The 22,028-nt window shown below is 44.5% G+C and carries 20 protein-coding genes; 4 read left to right on the top strand and 16 right to left on the bottom strand.

The features are described 5' to 3' along the window. The first annotated feature begins 30 nt into the window (after positions 1-30). On the top strand, positions 31-846 hold the full coding sequence (gene proB / locus IGK14_RS00100) for a glutamate 5-kinase (protein ID WP_005226390.1): 816 nt from the start codon (positions 31-33) through the stop codon (positions 844-846). Continuing rightward, entirely contained in the window at positions 843-2,087 is a 1,245-nt protein-coding gene (locus IGK14_RS00095) for a glutamate-5-semialdehyde dehydrogenase (protein ID WP_010748478.1), read from the top strand. The genes proB and IGK14_RS00095 overlap by 4 nt, the downstream gene beginning before the upstream one ends. Before the next feature lie 103 nt (positions 2,088-2,190). Here the strand turns inward: IGK14_RS00095 and IGK14_RS00090 are convergent, their stop codons facing one another. Continuing rightward, positions 2,191-2,592, bottom strand: a complete 402-nt coding sequence (locus IGK14_RS00090; protein WP_010748477.1) for a DUF4809 family protein — start codon at positions 2,590-2,592, stop codon at positions 2,191-2,193. Between the two features lie 150 nt (positions 2,593-2,742). Here IGK14_RS00090 and IGK14_RS00085 point away from each other — a divergent pair, with 150 nt between their 5' ends. After that, positions 2,743-2,946: a hypothetical protein gene (locus IGK14_RS00085; protein ID WP_010748476.1), complete on the top strand. Its 204-nt coding sequence runs from the start codon at positions 2,743-2,745 to the stop codon at positions 2,944-2,946. A gap of 55 nt (positions 2,947-3,001) precedes the next feature. Here IGK14_RS00085 and IGK14_RS00080 read toward each other — a convergent pair whose 3' ends face one another. Next, positions 3,002-3,820 carry a ZIP family metal transporter gene (locus IGK14_RS00080; RefSeq protein WP_438711402.1) on the bottom strand — a complete coding sequence of 273 codons (819 nt, stop codon included), beginning with the start codon at positions 3,818-3,820 and terminating at the stop codon, positions 3,002-3,004. Positions 3,821-4,028: 208 nt separating this feature from the next. Between IGK14_RS00080 and IGK14_RS00075 the strand changes: the two genes are divergently transcribed. After that, the gene (locus IGK14_RS00075) at positions 4,029-5,651 is read left to right on the top strand and encodes an ABC-F family ATP-binding cassette domain-containing protein (protein ID WP_005226380.1); all 1,623 of its coding nucleotides are present in this window, start codon (positions 4,029-4,031) and stop codon (positions 5,649-5,651) included. A gap of 101 nt (positions 5,652-5,752) precedes the next feature. Here the strand turns inward: IGK14_RS00075 and IGK14_RS00070 are convergent, their stop codons facing one another. The 14 genes from IGK14_RS00070 to dnaA form a co-directional block, all read right to left on the bottom strand. Next, complete coding sequence (locus tag IGK14_RS00070; RefSeq protein ID WP_010748474.1) at positions 5,753-6,628, bottom strand: DegV family protein; 876 nt, start codon at positions 6,626-6,628, stop codon at positions 5,753-5,755. Positions 6,629-6,768: 140 nt separating this feature from the next. Beyond that, positions 6,769-8,061: an adenylosuccinate synthase gene (locus IGK14_RS00065; protein WP_005232916.1), complete on the bottom strand. Its 1,293-nt coding sequence runs from the start codon at positions 8,059-8,061 to the stop codon at positions 6,769-6,771. Between the two features lie 247 nt (positions 8,062-8,308). Beyond that, positions 8,309-9,679 carry a replicative DNA helicase gene (dnaB, locus tag IGK14_RS00060; protein ID WP_005226374.1) on the bottom strand — a complete coding sequence of 457 codons (1,371 nt, stop codon included), beginning with the start codon at positions 9,677-9,679 and terminating at the stop codon, positions 8,309-8,311. A 108-nt stretch (positions 9,680-9,787) separates the two neighbouring features. After that, positions 9,788-10,240 (bottom strand): 50S ribosomal protein L9, encoded by a 453-nt coding sequence (rplI, locus tag IGK14_RS00055; protein WP_005226371.1) that lies wholly within the window; start codon positions 10,238-10,240, stop codon positions 9,788-9,790. A gap of 15 nt (positions 10,241-10,255) precedes the next feature. Beyond that, entirely contained in the window at positions 10,256-11,704 is a 1,449-nt protein-coding gene (locus IGK14_RS00050) for a DHH family phosphoesterase (protein WP_010748473.1), read from the bottom strand. 240 nt (positions 11,705-11,944) lie between these two features. After that, on the bottom strand, positions 11,945-12,181 hold the full coding sequence (gene rpsR / locus IGK14_RS00045) for a 30S ribosomal protein S18 (RefSeq protein ID WP_005226367.1): 237 nt from the start codon (positions 12,179-12,181) through the stop codon (positions 11,945-11,947). Between the two features lie 23 nt (positions 12,182-12,204). Next, positions 12,205-12,729, bottom strand: a complete 525-nt coding sequence (gene ssb / locus IGK14_RS00040; RefSeq protein WP_005226365.1) for a single-stranded DNA-binding protein — start codon at positions 12,727-12,729, stop codon at positions 12,205-12,207. A 43-nt stretch (positions 12,730-12,772) separates the two neighbouring features. Continuing rightward, positions 12,773-13,072, bottom strand: a complete 300-nt coding sequence (gene rpsF / locus IGK14_RS00035) for a 30S ribosomal protein S6 (RefSeq protein WP_005226363.1) — start codon at positions 13,070-13,072, stop codon at positions 12,773-12,775. Between the two features lie 263 nt (positions 13,073-13,335). After that, complete coding sequence (gene gyrA, locus IGK14_RS00030) at positions 13,336-15,861, bottom strand: DNA gyrase subunit A (protein WP_010748472.1); 2,526 nt, start codon at positions 15,859-15,861, stop codon at positions 13,336-13,338. Positions 15,862-15,884: 23 nt separating this feature from the next. After that, entirely contained in the window at positions 15,885-17,834 is a 1,950-nt protein-coding gene (gene gyrB / locus IGK14_RS00025) for a DNA topoisomerase (ATP-hydrolyzing) subunit B (protein WP_005226359.1), read from the bottom strand. A gap of 5 nt (positions 17,835-17,839) precedes the next feature. Beyond that, positions 17,840-18,952: a DNA replication/repair protein RecF gene (recF, locus tag IGK14_RS00020; RefSeq protein ID WP_010748471.1), complete on the bottom strand. Its 1,113-nt coding sequence runs from the start codon at positions 18,950-18,952 to the stop codon at positions 17,840-17,842. Continuing rightward, a complete protein-coding gene (yaaA, locus tag IGK14_RS00015; RefSeq protein ID WP_008376781.1) occupies positions 18,939-19,178 on the bottom strand; it encodes a S4 domain-containing protein YaaA in 240 nt (79 codons plus the stop codon). Before yaaA ends, recF begins: the two co-directional genes overlap by 14 nt. A gap of 222 nt (positions 19,179-19,400) precedes the next feature. Then, the gene (dnaN, locus tag IGK14_RS00010; RefSeq protein ID WP_005226354.1) at positions 19,401-20,531 is read right to left on the bottom strand and encodes a DNA polymerase III subunit beta; all 1,131 of its coding nucleotides are present in this window, start codon (positions 20,529-20,531) and stop codon (positions 19,401-19,403) included. Positions 20,532-20,690: 159 nt separating this feature from the next. Then, the gene (gene dnaA / locus IGK14_RS00005) at positions 20,691-22,028 is read right to left on the bottom strand and encodes a chromosomal replication initiator protein DnaA (RefSeq protein WP_010748470.1); all 1,338 of its coding nucleotides are present in this window, start codon (positions 22,026-22,028) and stop codon (positions 20,691-20,693) included.

Here is a 22,028-nt window from a genome sequence, read left to right as displayed (position 1 = left end):
GAAAAAATATCAAAAAATAGGCGGTGGCATATGCGCGCAGATCTTTCAAACAAAAACCGAATCGTTGTAAAAATCGGCACCAGCTCGTTGATTTATCCCAATGGTGCCATCAATCTAGCTGGCATCGATGAATTAGCCTTTGTCTTAGCAGCTTTGCAAAACCAAGGCAAAGAAATCATCTTAGTTTCTTCTGGTGCGATCGGTGTTGGCATGAACAAGTTGAATTTGAAAGAACGACCCGTGGAGATCCCGCAGCAGCAAGCCGTGGCCGCCGTTGGCCAATCGGAACTGATGACGATCTACAACCAGCGTTTTCAAAGCTATAGCCAGCAGACTGCACAAATCCTGCTGACCAGAGACATCATCGAATTTCCCCAAAGCCGTCAAAACGTTAGCAACACCTTAGAGCAATTACTTACGATGGGGATCATCCCGATCATTAATGAAAACGACACGGTAGCAGTGGATGAATTGGATCATCTCACCAAATTCGGCGACAATGACCAGCTGTCAGCGATCGTCGCTCAGTTGACGAAAGCCGAGCTTTTGATCATGCTTTCTGATATCGACGGCTTTTATTCCGCCAATCCGCTGAATGATCCTGAGGCCGTCTTGTATTCCGAGATCAATGAAATCACCCCAGAACTTTTAGAACAAGCTACGGGAAAAGGCAGTCCTTATGGAACCGGCGGTATGACCAGTAAACTAAAAGCCGCCCAACGTATCTTAGACTTGAACAGTCACATGCTGCTGGCTAACGGCAAGCAGCCGAAAATTATTTTTGACTTGCTCGCAGGGGAACCTGTCGGCACCCACTTTTATCAACGAACGGAGGATGAGCAATGAGCAACTTGCAAACGATCGGTCAACAAGCTCAAGCAAGCGCCCAGACATTAAGCTTACTGAGTGCCAGTGAAAAAAACCACCTACTGGCAGCGATGGCCGATGCTTTAGAAAAAGCTGCCGAGACGATTTTAGCTGCTAATCAACAAGATCTAGCCGCCGCAAAAGCCAAAGGAACCAGCCAGACGATGCTGGATCGACTGTTGCTGACAGAACAACGGATCACCGAGATGGCTAACGGCATCCGAGAAGTCGCCCAATTGCCCGACCCAATCGGTGCCGTGGATAAAATGTGGCGCAATGCTGACGATCTTTTGATTGGTCAACAACGAGTGCCTTTAGGGGTCATCGGCATCATCTACGAAGCCCGCCCTAATGTCACCACTGACGCAGCTAGTCTGTGTTTCAAATCAGGAAATGCCGTGATTTTGCGTGGTGGAAAGGAAGCCTTCCACTCCAATCAAGTCCTCGTGACTATTTTACAAGAGGCTTTAGCTGCCAATGGACACTCCCGCCATGCGATCCAGTTTATCGAAGATACGAGCCACGAAACAGCGGCTGAGCTGATGCGGCTGACAGATTACTTGGATGTTTTGATCCCTCGGGGAGGCGCCGGCTTGATTCGTCGTGTCAAAGAGACCGCCACGGTGCCAGTGATCGAAACCGGCACCGGCAACAATCATATCTACATCGATCAAGCAGCCCAGCTGCCGATGGCACTGGCGATCGTCACGAATGCAAAAACGCAACGCCCTTCTGTCTGCAATGCCATCGAAACGATCCTCGTCCATGAAGCAGTGGCAGCGGACTTTTTGCCAATGGTAGAACAGCAATTTGCCGATCAAGTCGAATTGCGAGGAGATCAAAAAGCGTTGGCGTTTTTAAACAATGCACAGCTTGCCACTGAAGACGACTGGGCAACCGAGTTTTTAGACTATATCTTAGCGATCAAAGTGGTGGCTTCGCTAGAAGAAGCCATTGCTCACATCAATCGCTACAATACGAAGCACTCCGAAGCGATCATCACCGATGATTATTTCGCTTCCCAACGCTTCTTGAAAGAAGTTGATGCGGCGGCGGTTTACGTCAATGCCTCGACCCGTTTCACCGATGGCTTTATGTTTGGCTTTGGTGCCGAGATCGGCATCTCGACGCAAAAACTCCATGCCCGTGGGCCAATGGGGTTAGAAGCACTGACTTCTACCAAATATATTATTTATGGCGAAGGCCAGATCCGTAAGTAACGATACGAAAAAACAGCCACTTGCTGTCATGACTTCCAATAGTTAGACTAAAAAGCTAACTTTAAAAGGTCGGTACATGCGCAAGCGGCTTTTTTTCGTCCTCTTATGCTTGTGCAGCCCGCAGAACGAAAGAAATCGGTTCGATGCCAAACAATTCTGTCAGCACTCGATTGGTTGTGGCAAAGACGTCAGCTTCGCAACTCTTTTTCGGACAAGAAATCGTCTGTCCTTTGCTGGAAAACGTATCCTGACGGCTGCCCTCTACGAAAATTACTTCTTGCGTTCCTTTTTGATAGATCAATCCTTCGTCTTCTTCTAATAATAAGCGAGTCTGCCACTGATTGATCTGGGCAATTGGCATCACCAATGCAGCAGCATCCAAGTTTTCTAACGAAAAACTACGACCATCCGGCAGCTGCAGCGTGAAGGTATTGAGTTCATAAGGCAAACAGGCATTGCACCCTCCTTCTGTGATGACTTGGCTCGTGAGAATTTCTGCATTCATTCTTTTTGACTCCTTTCATGATTCATCCATGTTTAGTTTATCACAAACCTATGGCGCACGGCGGAGCAATTATTCCGTCTTAAGTTGGATGTGTTTCTTTTTCTTTCTTGCTATGCTAGGGATAAGAAAAAAAGTCTAGGAGGAGTCACAATGAATACAGAAAGTTTATTAGGAAGAATCGTTACTGTCGTGGCAGTTTTAATCGCAGCATCTCTTGTTTTATCCGTTGTATTAGGCATTATTGGTGGGTTGATCGGATTGGTCTTCCGTTTCGGGATTCCTTTGCTGCTAGCCGTTTTGATCGTTCGCTGGTTAACATCGATTCGCCAAAAGCCAAGAAAATATTATCGTTAATTACAAGTAAATCAAAAACACCTGACTTTTGGAAAGTCAGGTGTTTTTTTATCGATCAGCCTAATGCTACATCTAAAATCATCATTAAGATAAAGCCTAGCATGACGCCAAAGACCGCAAAATGGCGGCGACTAGACAAGGTTTGCTGCGCTTCTGGAATCAATTCTTCCACCACTACATAGATCATAGCACCCGCTGCAAAAGCCAACGCATACGGCAAGACAGCGGACATACTCGTTACCAGCAAAGCTCCGATCACACCGGCGATCGGTTCTACGATCCCTGACGCTTGCCCGTATATAAAGGCTTTGGTTCGGCTTAACCCTTCTTGGCGCAAGGGGATCGAAACGGCTGCGCCTTCTGGAAAATTTTGGATCCCGATCCCGATCGCTACCGAAAGCGCCGCTAAGATCGCTGCTCGCGGATCATCGGCACTTGCCGCCGCCCCAAACGCTACCCCTACCGCCAAGCCTTCTGGGATATTATGCAGCGTGATGGAAAAGACCAGCAAGATCGTTCGCTTCAAATGACTGGGCAAACCTTCTGTTTCATGATTCGGACCAAAATGCATATGCGGGAGCGTCTTATCTGCTGCATATAGGAACAAACCACCCAAACCAAACCCGATGCTGACCACAAGCCACGGAATGTCGCCATTTTCTTCGGCTCGTGCGATCGCAGGATCTAATAACGACCAGAAACTAGCAGCGATCATCACGCCAGAGGCAAACCCCAGCATCGTATTCAGGACATTTTTATTGATTTCTTTGAAGAAAAAGACTAGCGCTGCCCCAAGCGCCGTCATAGCATACGTAAAGATCGTCCCCGCCAACGCTTGCTGCCATGGCGACAATCCAACCAACCAATCCACCATTCGTCTGCTCCTTTGTCTAACTATTCTACCAATACTCTAGCATAGGAAGCCGTCAGGTTCTACTAGGAAGGCAGCAGCAGCCAAAATTTTTCTTTCACCAGCCCTAAGCCTTTCCTGATGAAATCCTCGGCTTTACTTGAAAGTTTCAACATTCATCGCTATAATGCTAGGAGACTCCATGTCAATTTATATAAAGTGAGGAAAAGAATTGATTACAGTAAGTGATGTAAGTTTGCATTTTTCAGACCGCAAACTGTTTGATGATGTTAATATTAAGTTTACGCCTGGTAATTGTTATGGTTTGATTGGTGCAAATGGTGCTGGTAAATCAACTTTTTTAAAAATTTTATCTGGTGAGATCCAACCTTCGACTGGAAATGTGTCTTTAGGTCCTGATGAACGGATGGCTGTCTTGAAGCAGAACCACTATGATTACGAAGAGTTTCCAGTGATCGAAACGGTCATCATGGGCCATAAACGTCTCTACGAAGTGATGAAAGAAAAAGACGCGATCTACATGAAGGAAGACTTTTCTGATGAAGATGGGATTCGTGCCGCCGAACTAGAAGGCGAATTTGCGGAACTTGATGGCTGGGAAGCAGAGCCCGAAGCAGCTGTTCTTTTGCAAGGCTTGAACATTCCCGATGAATTGCATCATGTCTTGATGAAAGATCTAACTGCTGGTCAACGGGTGAAAGTCTTACTGGCACAAGCCCTTTTCGGTAAGCCAGACGTCTTGCTCCTAGATGAGCCTACCAACGGATTGGATATCCAATCTATCAACTGGTTAGAAGAGTTTCTGATCAACTTTGACAACACCGTCATTGTTGTTTCCCATGACCGCCACTTCTTAAATAAAGTTTGTACCCATATGGCCGATCTAGACTTCGGCAAAATCAAATTGTTTGTCGGCAACTATGATTTCTGGTTGGAATCAAGCCAATTAGCTGCGAAATTACAATCCCAATCAAATGCCAAAAAAGAAGAGCAGATCAAAGAACTGCAAGACTTTATCGCACGCTTTAGTGCCAATGCGTCAAAATCCAAACAAGCAACATCTCGGAAAAAAATGTTGGATAAAATCACCCTTGATGATATTCAACCTTCGTCTCGCCGCTACCCGTTTGTCGGTTTTAAACCAGAACGTGAAATCGGGAATGACTTGCTGCAAGTCGACAATGTCAGTGTGACGATCGACGGCAAAAAGATTTTAGACAATATCTCTTTCACCTTGAACAAAGACGACAAAGTCGCTTTTGTTGCCAATAGCGATATCACCACCACAACGCTATTCAAAGTCATCATGGGGGAAATCACTCCTGATACAGGTAGTGTTCGTTGGGGCGTGACCACGCAGCATGCGTACTTGCCAAAAGATACGACCAGCGAATTTGATACGGATACCCCGATCGTTGATTGGTTGCGTCAATACGCAAGCAAAGAAGAAGACGACAATACCTTCTTGCGCAGCTTCCTAGGTCGCATGTTGTTCTCTGGTGACGAAGTATTAAAACCCGTCAACGTTCTTTCCGGGGGCGAAAAAGTTCGCTGCATGTTGTCGAAAATGATGCTTTCAAAAGCCAACGTATTGGTATTGGATGATCCAACCAATCACTTGGACTTAGAATCGATCACCGCATTAAACGATGGCTTGATGGCCTTCACCGGCTCATTGTTGTTTGCTTCTCATGACCACCAATTTATTCAAACCCTTGCGAACCGTATCATTGCGGTCTCTAGCAAAGGCGTGGTGGATCGTGCCGAAACGACCTACGATGAATTCTTAGAAAACAAAGATGTCCAAAAACGCGTAGCAGAAATGAATCAATAAGCTGCTTTTGAAAAAAAGAACGCTCCAGTTGCCCGCCACCAAGGCTGCAACTGGAGCGTTTCTTTTATTTTATCTAGGTGCTTCGGGCGCTTTTTGGCAGGTTACGCTTGTTCTAAACGGGCTTTGCCGAATGAAAACAGCGCCAAGCAGCCGTAGCCGGTATGACTGGAGATCGTTGGACCTAATGGATAATGATGAATAATAATGTCAGGAACTTTTTCGGTCAAACGTTTGATGACTTTCTCCGCTGCTTCGGCAGCGCCAGCATTGGCAAAATAAACCGTATTGGTTTTTGATTCGTGAAGATTGGCGATGGTTTGATCCACGATTTTTTGGATCGCTTTGTTGCGTCCCCGCACTCGATCAACGCTGCGTAATTTTCCCGCAGTATCGACGGTAATAATTGGTTTCACGTTCAGCAATCCGCCGATCGCTGCCGCCGTTTTAGAGATTCTGCCGCCGCGTTCCAATTGTTTTAAATCGTCGACGGTGACCCATGAATCTAAACGCAGTTTGTTTTCTTCTACCCATTGGCTGACTTCTAGCAACGAACGTCCTTGGGCTTTTTGTTGGGCTGCTTCAGCCACTAAGAAGCCTTCGCCTAAACTCGCAGAGCGCGTATCGATCAAGGTGATCGCAACTTCTTTGTATTCTTCTTTTAGTAAGGCTACGGCTTGGACGGCACTTTGGAATGAGCCGCTCATTCCTGAAGAAAAACCTAAATAAAGGACCGGTGTGCCCGCTTCGACATATGGCCGAAAATACTCCATATAACGTCCGACATTGATTTGAGAAGTTGTCGGCTGCGCATGCTCTTTTAGTTTTCCTAAAAACCATTCCGTATCAAATTCTTTGCTCATATCATCGATATATTCTTTGCCGTCTAATTCGATCAGCATCGGAATATACACAACATCTAGCTCCGCTAATCTTGCTGCTGGTAAATCACAGCAGGAATCTGTCATGATTTGAAACATGGTTTCACCCCTCTCGTTACCCCCTATTATAGCAAAAAAAGAACAAGACAGAAGAAATTCTCATCAAAAGCAGCCAAACTTATCGTTGACTGCTTTTGACACAGGAGTTCTTCGTCTTGTTCTGAAGCTTTTGCGTCAGTTTAGATTTGCGCCCAAACACTTTCTAAGATGTTGGTTTGGCTGCGGTCTGGTCCTACCGAGAAGGTCGAAATGCGGACACCGACTAATTCAGAGATGCGGTGAACGTAATTGCGTGCATTTTCTGGCAGATCTGCTAATGTTTTGCAGCCAGTAATGTCTTCAGACCAGCCAGGAAGTTCTTCGTAGACTGGTTTGCAGCGGTTCAACTCTTTCAAGCTTGCTGGGTAATGATAGATCAATTCGCCGTCTAGTTCATAAGCCGTACAGATCTTCACGGTTTCTAAGCCGCTCAAGACATCGATCGAGTTAAGGGATAGGTTTGTAATCCCTGAAACACGTTTTGAATGGCGCATCACGACGGTATCAAACCAGCCCACACGGCGAGGACGTCCTGTCGTTGTTCCGTATTCACGACCGATCTTACGGATTTGTTCACCTGTTTCATCAAACAGTTCCGTTGGGAAAGGACCATCTCCTACCCGAGAGGTGTAAGCTTTGCAGACACCAACGACTTTGTTGATTTTTGAAGGACCCACACCACTACCAATAGTGACTCCCCCAGCAACGGGGTTGGATGATGTCACGAAAGGATAGGTTCCTTGGTCGATATCCAGCATCACGCCTTGTGCCCCTTCAAATAAAACCCGTTTGCCTTCATCTAAGGCATCGTTAAGGATCACCGAAGTATCCGTCACATATTTTTTGATTTGTTGGCCATATTCGTAATACTCTTCAAAAATGTCTTCAAAGGCGATTGGCTCTGCGTCAAACATTTTCACGAATTGACGATTTTTTTCTTCTAAGTTGATACGCAGACGTTCTTCAAAAATTTCTTTGTCTAAAAGATCAGCGATCCGAATGCCGACTCTGGCAGCTTTATCCATATAGGCTGGTCCAATCCCTTTGATCGTGGTACCGATCTTGTTGTCACCTTTGGCATCTTCTTGCAGCTGATCCAAATGGATATGGTAAGGTAAAATAACATGAGCACGATCAGAGATCTTTAAGTTTTCTGTTATTATATTGTTTTCTTTCAAGTATGCTAATTCTTTAACTAATGATTTCGGGTTCACAACGACCCCGTTTCCAATGACACTGATTTTATCTGCATAAAAGATCCCAGAAGGAATCAAATGCAGTTTATAGGTCACACCGTCAAATTTAATCGTATGGCCGGCATTGTCTCCACCTTGATAACGTGCAATGACTTCCGCGTTTTCACTCAAAAAGTCCGTAATCTTTCCTTTACCTTCATCGCCCCATTGTGTACCTACTACTACTACAGATGACATATAATGACCTCTTTCTTTAATTAGTGCATTCCTTAAGTATTGTAACAAGATTCGCAAGCTCTTTCAATCTAAAATCGAATAATCGTTTTAAATTCTCATTTTTCAGGGGTAAAAAACGAACTATTTTCTTCTCAATAATTATTTATACACGTAAAAACGAATAAAGTCAGCACATAAAAAAAGCCCTGCTGCCATCAGCGCAATGCAGACGGCAGCAGGAGCCTTGGTTTCTCACATCGTTGGTGTCTTACCCGAACTCTTCTCGCGGCGAGACCGAGGAGAACTTATTGTATTCTTTGATAAATAGAAGTTCGACGGTCCCCCGGGCACCACTCCGGTTTTTCTCGATAATGACTTCGATCACATTGTTGTTTTGTTGTTCTTCTGGTTCATCGTCATCGTCGCCTTCGCTTCGGTAGTAGTCATCTCGGTACAAGAAAGCAACGATATCGGCATCCTGCTCAATCGATCCTGATTCCCGAATATCACTTAAAACAGGACGCTTGTCTTGTCGTTGTTCCACACCCCGAGAAAGCTGAGACAGTGCGATCACTGGCACTTTTAATTCCTTCGCCAGTTTCTTTAATTGGCGAGAGATCTCAGAGACTTCTTGTTGGCGGTTTTCGCGACCCGTTCCTTCAATCAGCTGCAAGTAGTCGATCAAAATCAAGCCGAGATTACCTTTTTCTTGCGCCAGTTTCCGACAACGTGCCCGAATCTCAGAGATCTTGATCCCAGGGGTATCATCGATATAGATATTTGCGTTAGAAAGACTGCCCATGGCAACGATCAAATTCCGCCACTCTTCTTCTGAGAGCTGCCCCGTCCGCAAGTGACTGGCCTCAATCGAGCCTTCCGCACACAGCATCCGATTGACCAATGATTCAGCCCCCATTTCCAGACTAAAGATCGCTACGGAACGATCGGTTTTCGTTCCGACATTTTGCGCGATATTCAAGGCAAACGCGGTTTTCCCTACCGCGGGGCGGGCAGCGAGAATAATCAGCTCTTCTTTTTGCAGCCCCGCCGTCATTTTGTCTAAAGCCGCATAACCCGTAGGTAATCCGGTGATTTCTTCATTGTTTTGCGCCAACTGATCGATCGTTTCGATCGTCCGATTCAAGACTTCCGCTATCGATTGGAAGCCATTGCTATTGCGCTTTTCGGATACTTCTAAAATACTTTTTTCTGCTTGATCAATGATCGACTGCACATCTTCATCTTGTTCAAAGCCTTTGGTTACGATGCGGCTCGCTGTTTGGATCAGATTGCGTAACGTGGCTTTGTCGTCAACGATCTTCGCATAATAAGCAATACTTGCTGCTGATGGTGAAGCTTGACTCAGTTCAGTCAGATACGTCAGGCCGCCAACATCTTCAAGACTGTTGCTTTTTTCAATTTCTGCTTTCAACGTAATCAAGTCGATCGATTCACTACGGTCGTTCAACTGGATCATTGCTTGAAAAATTATTTGATGGCTGCGGCGATAAAAATCTTCTGGGGCGATTACTTCCATTGCATCGATGATCGCATCGGCATCTAAAAAGACTGCCCCTAGGACCGCTTGTTCCGCTTCAATATCTTGTGGGGGAACTTGATTTTGCCAAACTTCATTCATGCCATTCGCTCCTTCGTCCATTCATTCTACAAGATTCCCATCCAAAGTACAAGATTGCTTGGACGTTTGCCGAAAAAAACCCCAACATGTGACTGTTGGGAGTAATGCTTATTCTTGGATGGTATGAACATTGATCGTTGCTGTTACTTGTGGGTGCAATTTTACAGGTACTTGCGTAAAGCCTAATGCACGGATCGGCTGATCCAATTCGATTTTGCGTTTGTCGATTTTGATTTTGTATTGCTTGTTCAAGGCATCTGCGATTTGTTTTGATGGGATCGAACCGAACAAGCGGCCATCTTCCCCTGCTTTGGCATTGATCTTCACAACGGTTTCTTCTTTTTCAAGAAGTGCTTTTAACTCTTTCGCTTCTGCTAAGACTTCTGCGTCTTGTTTTTCTTTGGCTTTTTGTTTGCCTTTTAATTCTGCCATGCTTTCATTGTTGGCAGGTTTGGCTAAGTTGTTTTTGATCAGAAAGTTTTGTGCGTAGCCATTAGGGACTTCCTTGATATCGCCTTTTTTGCCTTTGCCTTTGACATCTTGTAAGAAAATAACTTTCATCTTGGTCACTCCTTGTTATTGTTCATTTTTCGTTAATTCCGCTCGCAGCTGTTTTTCTACATCACCAATGCTGCTGTTCTTTATTTGCGTGGCTGCGTTGGTAAAATGTCCGCCGCCGCCTAATGCCTCCATCAAGGTTTGTACATTGACTTTACCAGTGCTTCTAGCACTGATACCGATCAAATCTCCTGGTTGTTTCGTAATGACAAATGCGGCATGGATCCCGTTGATCGATAGCAGAGTATCGGCCGCTTTCGCAACGGTGACACTATCGTACACCCGATCTTCATCCGCTGCAGCAATCACGATATCTTCTCGGAAATGCTGGCTGCGAGAAACCAGTTCACTGATCATCAAATAGGAATCGAGATCCGTACTCAACATGTATTGAACCAATGACGTATCTGCGCCTTGGTTTTTCAAATAACCAGCAATATCAAAGGTCCGACCAGTGGTTCGCACCGTGAAGTTCTTCGTATCCACGTAGATGCCCGCTAATAAAGAAGTCGTAATAAATTTCGGGACTTGCGATCTGCGAGAAGCACGATACTGGATTAATTCTGCTACCAGTTCCGATGCCGAAGACGCGGAAGATTCAATATACGTCAAGAGTGGCTTATCGGGAAACTCATCCCCGCGACGATGGTGATCGATCACTGCGATTTTGTCAAATTCATCATAGACCGCTTGCGAGATCGACATCGACGGCTTATGGTAATCTACCATCACTAGCACACTTTCTTCATTTGATAAATTAACTGCTTCTTCCCCAGTGATCACAAATCGTTCCAGCTCGGGGTATTTTTTCAATTCTTCCAATGCCCGTTGAATGTCTGCGGTGATCTCTTTTGGATTTAAAATGATGTAGCATTCTTTATCGCTCATCATCGCCATGTAAGCCACCCCAAAAGCCGAACCTAAGGCATCCATGTCTGGGTAACGATGACCCATGATAAAGATCCGTTGGTTTTCAGCAAAAATCTTTCTCAACGCCGTACTCATGGCACGAGAACGAACACGCGTTCTCTTGGGTGTGCCGTCTGTATTGCCACCAAAGAATTGCGGTTTTGCTTCTTCTTTGGCTTCTTTTAAAACGACTTGATCACCGCCGCGAACTAACGCAATGTCGAGATTGTTTTGTGCCACTTCCCCGATCTCTTCAAAAGACTCTTCCCCATAGGAGATCCCCATACTGATCGTTAATGGCAGATCATTTTTTTCCGCAACTTGCCGTACTCTAGTCAAAAATTGGAATTTTTCTTCCTTCATCCGCTCAATATCTGAATACTTCGCGACGAAAAGAAACCGCTCGGAATTGATTCGTTTGTAAAAAACATGATTCTCACTTGCCCAATCAGAAATCAATGTCGTGATCAGCGAGTTCAAATAAGAAACTTGTTTGTCGTCTTTTTTCTCAATCAAATCATCGTAATTATCAATTGAAATCAACCCAATTACTGCCATCTTTTTTACCCCTCAATGTTTCATCCCATTTTTTTGAAGCTTTGTTCCTTATTTTACCACAAAACAATCAAATAGGCGATTGATGCAAAAAAGTTCCACGTGAAACTTTTTTGGTGAACCAACCAGGAAAAAATTTCTATCATTCGTTATTCTATCTATATATAAAATAACAAGTTACTCTTCGATGGATAAAAAAATTGACAAGCTTCAAAAGAAACTTGTCAATGAAAATCATTCGATTTATTCTTCGCCTACGAATGGAAGTAATCCCATGATACGCGCACGTTTGATTGCAATGGTAAGTTTGCGTTGGTTTTTCGCACCAGTACCAGTTACACGACGTGGTAAGATTTTACCGCGTTCTGAAATGAAACGTTTTAGTAATTCAATATCTTTATAATCGATATGTTCAATATGGTTTGCAGCAATGTAGTCTACTTTACGACGTTTGCGTCCGCCTCTTCTTTGTTGTGCCATCCTATTTCCCTCCTATCAATTTCTTAGAATGGTAAATCATCGTCTGAAATGTCGATTGATGAGTTTCCGAATGGATCGGAGTTGTCTCGATCAAAATTAGGCATTCCTGATGGTTGAGAGGATTGAGTTTGATTTGAGTTATTGTTACCAAATCCAGAAGAACTGTTTGAGTTATACGTATTGTTACTGCCAGATCCGCTATCAGTTGTGCGTCTTTGCTCGGAAGCATTCCGCGACTCTAATAATTGGAAGTTGTCAGCAACGACTTCTGTTACATAAACACGTTGGCCTTGTTGGTTGTCGTATGAACGGGTTTGAATACGTCCAGTAACCCCTAATAAAGTTCCTTTGCGTGCATAGTTTGCTAATGTTTCCGCTGGTTTTCTCCAAATAACACAGTTGATGAAATCAGCTTCGCGCTCTCCACTTTGGTTGGTAAAATTGCGGTTTACCGCCAAGGTAAAGGTTGCGACACCAGTGCCATTAGAAGTGTAACGTAAATCAGGATCTTTGGTTAGTCTTCCTACTAGTACAACATTATTAATCAAAGTTCATCATCTCCTCATCGCTTTTGTTTCATGTGAAACAATATTATGCTTCTTCTTTGACAATCATGTGACGGATAATGTCATCATTGATTTTCGCAAGACGGTCAAACTCGTTGATTGCACTTGCAGTTGTTGAAGAAGAAACTTTTACGATGTGATAGATACCCTCACGGAATCCATCCATTTCATACGCTAGACGGCGTTTTTGCCAATCTTTTGATTCGATAACTTCAGCGCCGTTATCAGTTAAGATTGAGTCAAAACGAGCGATCAATGCGGCTTTTGCTTCTTCATCAATGTTTGGACGAATGATATATAAAATCTCATATTTCGTGTTTTCCATTGATTTTTCACCTCCCTGTGGACTTTGGCCCCTAGTTTTCTAGGAGCAGAGAGAGTGGTCTAATTAGACTACTCACAAATAATTATTATACACTTTTTTCGTCCCTACTGCAAGCTGTTTTTTTGCGTCCCTGCATCTATCCATCACCGCAAACAATCGCTTACACTGATAAATACGTCAGCTGCTGCCGATTTTTTGAAAAAGAGTAAGAAGACAGCAAGCTGCAGGTTCGCAGCTTGCTGTCTTCCTAGAAAACGTATTGCTTATTCTTGTGTATCCGTGGTGTCTTCCGTTGCTTCTTCCACAACTGGTACGTCTTGTACCGCTGTTTCTTCAGCAGTCGCTAGTTCTTCTTCGACTTCTGGTTCAACCGTTGCCATCGTCACTACTTTGGCATTGTTTTCCATCTTCATCAAACGAACCCCTAAGGTTGCCCGACCAGTTTGGGAAACAGTCGCTACATTGAAACGAATCAAGACGCCTTTATCGGTGATCACCATGATGTCTTCCTCACCGCTGACCGTCGTCAAGCCGGCTAATGGACCATTTTTCGCCGTAATGTTGGCTGTTTTGATCCCTTTTCCGCCACGACCTTTGATTGGGTATTCAGAGCCTTTGGTACGCTTGCCATAGCCGTTCTCAGTGATGACCAAGACTTCACTGTCTTCTGTGATCACTGCAGCGCCTACCACGTAGTCTCCGTCTCTTAGACGAATGCCTCGCACACCAGCAGCTGTCCTACCCATATCCCGCACAAGGGCTTCTTTGAAGGTCACAGAGTAGCCATCGTGGGTTCCGATGATCACGACATCTTCGCCGTGGGTTTCAATTACGTTGACCAACTCATCATTTTCCCGAAGACCGATCGCAATCAGACCATTGGCACGGATATTTGAAAAGGCCGTCACTGAGGTCCGTTTGACCACACCTAGACGCGTCGTGAAGAACAAGTAGCGTCCTTCTTGAGGCCCACCAGAAGCCGAAATGATCGCTTCGATCCGTTCACTAGAATCGATCCCTAGGAGATTGATCACAGGGATCCCTTTGGCTGCCCGACCATACTCAGGAATTTCATAGCCTTTGGCTTTGTAAACTTTCCCTTTATTGGTGAAGAACAGTAATGTGTCATGAGTCGAACAAGAAACCAACGTCTTCACGAAGTCTTCATCGTGGATCCCCATTCCTTGAACGCCACGTCCGCCGCGGCGTTGTGCACGGAATTCAGACTTAGCTACTCGTTTGATGTACCCATTGTTCGTCAAGGTAATGACGATTTCTTCTTCTTCGATCAAATCTTCATCTTCAAGACTTAAGACTTCCCCAACCAATAATTCAGTCCGGCGATCATCACCAAAGCGTTGGCCTAATTCTTGCAACTCCGTTTGGATGATTTCTAGGACCCGTTGTGGATTTGCTAAAATGTCTGTCAAATCAGCGATAAATTCTAACAAGCCTTGGTACTCGTTTTCGATCTTGTCGCGTTCCAAGCCAGTCAAGCGACGCAAACGCATATCTAAAATTGCTTGTGCTTGGCGATCGGACAATTTGAAGCGCTCCATCATGCTATTTTTTGCTTCATCATCAGAATTTGATGCCCGGATCAAAGCAATGATCTCATCGATATGATCCAATGCGATCCGTAATCCTTCCAAGATGTGGGCACGAGCTTCTGCTTTGTTTTTATCAAACTGTGTCCGACGAGTTACCACTTCTTGTTGGTGCTCGATGTAGTTTTCTAAAATTCGTTTCAAGCTCAAAATCTTCGGCACGCCTTTTTCAATGGCTAACATATTAAAGCCAAAAGAAGATTGCAGTGCAGTCATTTTGTAGAGATTGTTTAAGATCACCGACGCACTGACGTCGCGACGAACGTCGATCACGATCCGCATGCCTTCACGAGACGATTCATCCCGCAGATCGGTGATTCCTTCGATCCGTTTGTCACGGTGCAGCTCAGAGATCCGTTCGATCAACTTCGCTTTATTGACCATATATGGCAATTCAGTCACTAAGATCCGTTCTTTGCCGTTGGGCATTTCAGTCACTTCGACTTTTCCGCGAACAGTGATCGACCCTTTCCCTGTTTCATAGGCACGGCGAATACCGGATTTTCCCATCACGATCCCGCCAGTTGGGAAGTCTGGTCCTGGTAGGACTTCCATCAATTCACTCGTTGTGACTTCTGGATTTTCCATCAATAGATCGATGGCTGCAATGACTTCATTCAAGTTATGAGGCGGGATATTGGTCGCCATCCCAACAGCGATCCCAGTCGTCCCGTTGACCAAAAGGTTCGGGAAGCGGGCAGGTAATACCGCTGGTTCTCGTTCTGTATCATCATAGTTGCTTTGGAAATCAACGGTATCTTTGTTGATGTCCCGCAGCATCTCCATCGCCAGTTTACTCATGCGGGCTTCGGTATACCGCATCGCAGCGGCACCGTCACCATCGACTGAACCAAAGTTTCCGTGGCCATCGACTAGCATGTAGCGATAGCTAAAGGGCTGTGCCATCCGCACCATTGATTCATAGATCGCACTGTCCCCATGGGGATGGTATTTCCCCATGACATCGCCGACGATCCGGGCTGATTTTTTATGGGGCTTGTCTGGTGTGACCCCTAATTCATTCATTCCATATAAAATTCGGCGGTGAACCGGCTTTAAGCCATCCCGCACATCTGGTAAAGCCCTAGCAACAATTACACTCATTGCATAATCGATAAAGGACTCACGCATTTCACTGGTCAGATTGACGTCATGAATATTTTGTTTTGCTTCTTCACTCAAGCTGTTTCCTCCTCTACGATTGGCTAGATGTCAAGATTTTTCACGTAGTGCGCGTTTTCTTCGATAAAGGCCCGTCTTGGTTCGACGCGATCCCCCATCAGCATTTCAAAAATTTGATCGGCTTCTATGGCATCATCTACGCTGACCCGCAGCATCATCCGGTTTTCAGGGTCCATCGTGGTTTCCCATAACTGGTGGTCATCCATTTCCCCTAGACCTTTGTAGCGTTGAACCGTTGGTTTTGGTGTCGCAGGCAGTGATTCAATCGTATTTTTCAAATCTTGTTCGGCATTCTTGCCGGGTTGGATATAGTGGATATTTTTCCCTTGTTTGACACCGTACAATGGCGGTTGTGCGATATAGACATAACCAGCTTCAACGATTGGACGCATATAACGATAGAACAGCGTCAAAAGCAGGGTCCGGATATGGGCACCATCGACATCGGCATCGGTCATGATAACTAGCTTGTGGTAACGGGCTTTTGCTACATCAAAATCAGCACCAAACCCAGTTCCCATTGCCGTAAACAGCGAACGGATCTCTTCGTTTGCTAAGATTTTGTCCATGCTGGCTTTTTCGACATTTAAAATCTTCCCACGGATCGGTAAGATCGCTTGGAATTCGCGACTGCGGCCTTGTTTTGCTGAACCGCCGGCAGAATCTCCTTCGACGATAAACAATTCGCATTTTTCTGGATCATTACTGGAACAGTCGGCCAATTTCCCAGGTAAGTTACTGATTTCTAACGCACCTTTTCGGCGAGTCATTTCCCGGGCACGTTTGGCTGCTTGACGGGCTTTTGATGCCAAAAGTCCTTTTTCCACGACTTGACGACCCACATTCGGGTTTTCCATCAAGAATTTCGTGAAATGTTCCGAAAAGAGACGATCAGTGACTGTCCGCACTTCCGAATTTCCTAATTTGGTTTTCGTTTGTCCCTCAAACTGAGGATCTGGATGCTTGATAGAGATAACTGCCGTCAATCCTTCCCGAACATCTTCTCCGGTCAGGTTTTCGTCGTTTTCTTTCATCAATTTTGACTTGCGGGCGTAATCATTGATCACCCGTGTCAAAGCAGTCTTAAACCCGAATTCATGGGTTCCGCCTTCATAGGTATGGATGTTGTTGGCAAAACTCAACAGGTTGCTGTGGTAGCTATCGGTATATTGCATGGAAACTTCAACCGTGATTCCTTGTTGTTCTCCTTCTAAGTAGATCGGATCTGGGAAAATCACTGTTTTACTCGCATTCAAATGCTCCACATAGCTCTTGATCCCGCCATCGTAATGATATTCTTTCAAGACGGGTTTTTCTTCCCGTTTGTCTTCGATCGAGATTTTTAAGCCACGGTTCAAGAAGGCTAATTCCCGAACCCGTGTCGCTAATTTATCAAAATTGAATACGGTTGTTTCCGTAAAGATCTCTGGATCTGGAACAAAGTGGACGGTCGTTCCGTGGCGGTCGGTTTCATCGATCACTTTCAAGTCATCAACGACTGCCCCACGATGGTATTCTTGATAATACACTTTGCCTTCTTTATAGACTTTTACGTCTAAAGTCGTGGATAACGCATTAACGACGGAGGAACCTACCCCGTGCAGTCCACCAGATACTTTGTAGCCGCCACCGCCGAATTTCCCGCCGGCATGCAGGATCGTAAAGACGGTTTCTACCGCTGGACGGCCTGTCTTGGCTTGGATATCAACGGGGATCCCCCGACCGTCATCGACGACCGTAATGCTATTATCTGGTTCAATGATCACTTGAATACTTGAGGCAAAGCCTGCTAGTGCTTCATCGATCGAGTTATCGACGATTTCCCATACTAAGTGGTGCAAACCTTCTGAACTGGTAGAACCAATGTACATCCCAGGTCGTTTGCGGACGGCTTCTAGTCCTTCCAGCACTTGGATCTGACTGGCATCATAGGCTTTCGCACGTTCAACTAAGCTTTTTTCTTCTTCTGTCATTCAGTCTATTCTCCTTTAATATGTCCTTGCTCTACATAAAAAATCTCTGCTTCCACAGACATTTTGTCTTTCACATGTTCTAATGTCGTCGTTGTCAGAAAGGTCTGAACTTTTCCTTCAATGGTCTCCAATAAATGCAGTTGTCGGGAATCATCCAGCTCACTCATGACGTCATCTAATAAAAGGACGGGATATTCCCCCGTTTCTTCTTTCATCAAATCGATTTCTGCCAATTTAACACTTAAGGCGGTCGTTCGCTGCTGGCCTTGCGAACCAAAGGTCTGAACATTTTTCTCATTGATCAAAAAATCCAGATCGTCTCGATGGGGACCTGCCAACGTGACTTGCCGAAATCGTTCACGGTCTTTGACTAGTGCCAAGGCTTTGACAAATTGCTGTTGGATCTCCTCCAGCGTACTCGCCTCACCAGGCACATTCGATAAGTAATCGATCTGCAAGGTTTCTTTTCCTTGGCTGATCTTTTGGTGCAGCTGATTTGCCCAATACGCCAAGCGCTGAACAAACCGTTGTCTGGCTAAAATGATTTTACTGCCGAAAGCCACCAGCTGTTCCGTCAAAACATCTAAATAGATCTCATCGGTCTGTTTTTTTTCATTCAGCTGTTTTAAGTATTGATTGCGCTGTTTCAAAACGGATTGGTATTGAACGAGATCATAGAGATAGATTGGATCGATCTGCCCAATTTCCATATCGAGAAATTTGCGGCGGACTTGGGGACTTCCTTTTACAAGGGAGAGGTCTTCTGGAGCAAATAAAATGACATTCAACTGCCCTATGTAACTACTGAGCTTTTTTTGCTCAATGTGGTTTACTTTCGTTTTTCGTCCTTTTTTTGACAAAAACAGTTCTAACGGGATCGTTGAGCGTCCCCGACTGACACTGCCAGAGATCCGCGCCCCTTCTGTGTCCCAGCGGATAAGCTCTTGCTCACTGGAGGTGCGGTGGCTTTTGGTCATCGCCAATACATAGATGCTTTCTAAAATATTGGTTTTTCCTTGCGCGTTTTCGCCTAAAAAAATGACCAGACCTTTCTCAAAAGTCAGTGTCAGCGAATCATAGTTCCGATAATTGCTTAAATGCAACTCATTCAGCCGCATCGGCGTCTTCCTTCTTCACCATAAAAAAAGTACCTTCATCAGGTAGCTCAACACGCATTCCCGCATACAATTTGCGCCCTCGTCGATTTTCCGGCTCGCCGTCGACAAAAACGGTGTGCTCTGCAAGGTACCATTTCGCTTGGCCGCCGCTGCTGATCACACTGACTTCTTTGAGCATTTGTCCAAGTGTCATATATTCCGTTTCTAACGGTATTTGCATTTTCATAATTCCCCTCAATTCTATCAAAGAGCGTTTAGCTCTATTATACTCTTTTTTTGCCAAGAAAACAAATTCATCGGCATATTTTTCATTCTCAGAAGACTTACTGCTTTTAGACAAAAAAGAAGCCAAAATAGAAAAAAGGGCTTAAAAACGATTTTAAGCCCTTTTAACTCATTTATTCATTTTCAGATGATTGTTTCAACTTTTTTCAAAAGACATGAAAAATTAGTTGGTTCGCACCGGTGTGATCAGCTGGATAAAGCTGCCTTTGCTCTCTGTCGGCTCCAACGTAAATGGACGGATCGCTGAGATAAAGCGGATCACGATGCTGGTGTCACCAAATGCTCGTAGTGCTGCTTTCATATAGTCAGGGTTGAAAGAGATCTCTAATGGGTCGCCGGTCACTTTTTCAAAAGAAAGATCTTCTTCCACTTTTCCGATTTCTGGTGAGTTTCCATATAAGACAACGGCTTCTTCGGAGATCGCCAAACGAACGATGTTGTTACGGCCTTCATGAGAAAGCAATGACGCCCGTTCGATGGCTTGTAACAATTCTGGCACAGAAAATTCAATCTCAGTATTGAAGCTTGAAGGAATCAGACGATTGGTATCTGGGTAAGTTCCTTCCAATAAACGAGAATAGAATTTCATGGTTTTCGTTTGGAACAACACTTGGTTATCCATAATGCTGATTTGGATCGCTTCTTCTTCATCTGTTAAGGAACGAGAAAGTTCCGTTAAGCTTTTGCCAGGAATCACGATGTTGAAGGCTGTTTCTCCGCTTTCCAATGGAATCACCCGTTGGCTCAAACGGTGTGAGTCCGTCGCAACAGCTAATAATTTTTGATTTTCTAAGACAAAGTGGACCCCAGTCAAGATCGGACGGCTTTCGTGTTGCGAAACCGCAAAGACTGTTTCACTAACGACCTTATTCAATACGTGGGCTGGAATCTCGATCGAATCTTGACTTTCGACAACTGGTAAATGTGGATAACTATCGGCATCCAATCCGTTGACGGTAAAGTTGGCTTTTCCAGAAGTGATCGCTACTTGATTATTGTCTAAAACTTCTAACGTTAAGGTACTTTCAGGCAAACGACGAACAATTTCGCTGAAGAAACGTGCTTGTAAAACGATCGCTCCTGTTTTTTCGATTTGCATTTGCGCTTTTTCGTTTTCCACACTTAAAAAAGTTTCAATGGAAATATCGGCGTTGCTCCCAGTCATGGTCAATCCTTTTTCTGAAAGGGATAATTTTACTCCAGTTAAGATCGGGATGGTGGTTTTGGTTGAAATCGCCCGTTGGACAGTTTGTAATTCTTGCATGAACTCTGTTCGGTTTAAAGTTAGCTTCATAGCGATACTCCTTTAATTTATAGTTATTAAATAAAAGTAATAGTAGTAATAGGCTTGTTAGTAATGTGGATAACTCGAGAAAAGAGTGAGTAGACTAACGAAAATGCCTGTGAATAACTTGTGGACAACTTTTTTGGTTCTTCTTTTCTTATCCACAGATCAGCTGAAGAGGATTTGTTTGATTTCAACGATCTCATTTTTGATCGTGGGATCTGTTTCGACTAAATGCTGAATTTTTTCATGGGCATGAATGACCGTTGTATGGTCTTTGCCGCCAAATTCGCCGCCGATTTTTGGTAAAGAACTATCGGTCAGTTCTCGAGAGAGATACATCGCGATCTGGCGTGGGACAACGATGCCTTTGACCCGTTTTTTCCCTTTTAGATCATTGACATGAATGTGATAGTATTTTGCGACTTCTTCTTGGATCTGCAAAATCGAAACTTGGGTCGAGCCATGGCTTGATTTCAAGGCTTTGATGGCTTCAGCTGCCAAGCTCGTTGTAATGTCTGAGTTTTGCATCGTAGCAAAAGCTTGCACCCGCACGAGTGCTCCTTCAAGTTCTCGGATATTCGAATCGATCTGCCCAGCGATATAACTTAACGTATCGTCGGGGATCTCCAAGCGTTCGGCTTCGGCTTTTTTCCGCAAAATCGCAGTCCGCGTCTCTAGATCCGGCGGGGTGATATCAACGGATAAGCCCCAAGCAAAACGGGAAACCAAACGTTCCGGCAAAGTCGGGATCTCATTTGGCAAACGATCACTTGTCAGGACGATCTGTTTATTATTGCGATACAGTTCTTCGAAGGTATTAAAGAATTCTTCTTGGGTTCCTTCTTTATTGACTAAGAATTGAATATCATCCACCAGCAAAAGATCAACATTGCGGTATTCGTTTCGAAAATCTTCCATTTTGTTCTTTTGAATAGAAGTAATGAAATCATTGGTGAAATTTTCACTACTAACGTACTTGATTTTGGCATTGGGACGTTTCAGCAACATTTGATGACCGATCGCGTGCATCAAGTGGGTTTTCCCTAAACCAACGCCACCATAGAAGAACAGCGGATTATAAATAGACCCAGGATCTTCTGCAACAACTAAAGCAGCAGCGTGGGCCATCTGATTGCCTTTCCCGATGACAAAGGTATCAAATGTGTATTTTTCATTTAAGATCGATTTCGGCGGCCGCTCGTTTTCTTCTGCAGCTGTTTGAATAGTAGAAGGGGCTGTTTTTAAAGCTTCTGCTTCTTCGACAGTCACAAAACTAGGAATCAATTCTTCACCAGTTTTCATAAATCCCATTTCAACAATTTTGGCAGCTAGATTTTTTTCCCAATAAGATTTATGAAGATCGCTGGGTACTTCGATCAGCAGCTGATTTTTTTCAAACGACAAGACATTGGCAGTCTCGATCCAAGCACTATAACTGGCCGGATTCAGCTCTTCTTTAAAGGAACGTTGAAGATCTTGCCAAATAGAATCAGCAGATGGCAT

It is taken from the genome of Enterococcus sp. DIV0970a (assembly GCF_051711265.1).
Taxonomy (GTDB): domain Bacteria; phylum Bacillota; class Bacilli; order Lactobacillales; family Enterococcaceae; genus Enterococcus_D; species Enterococcus_D casseliflavus.
This window is presented reverse-complemented; position numbering and strand designations above follow the sequence as displayed.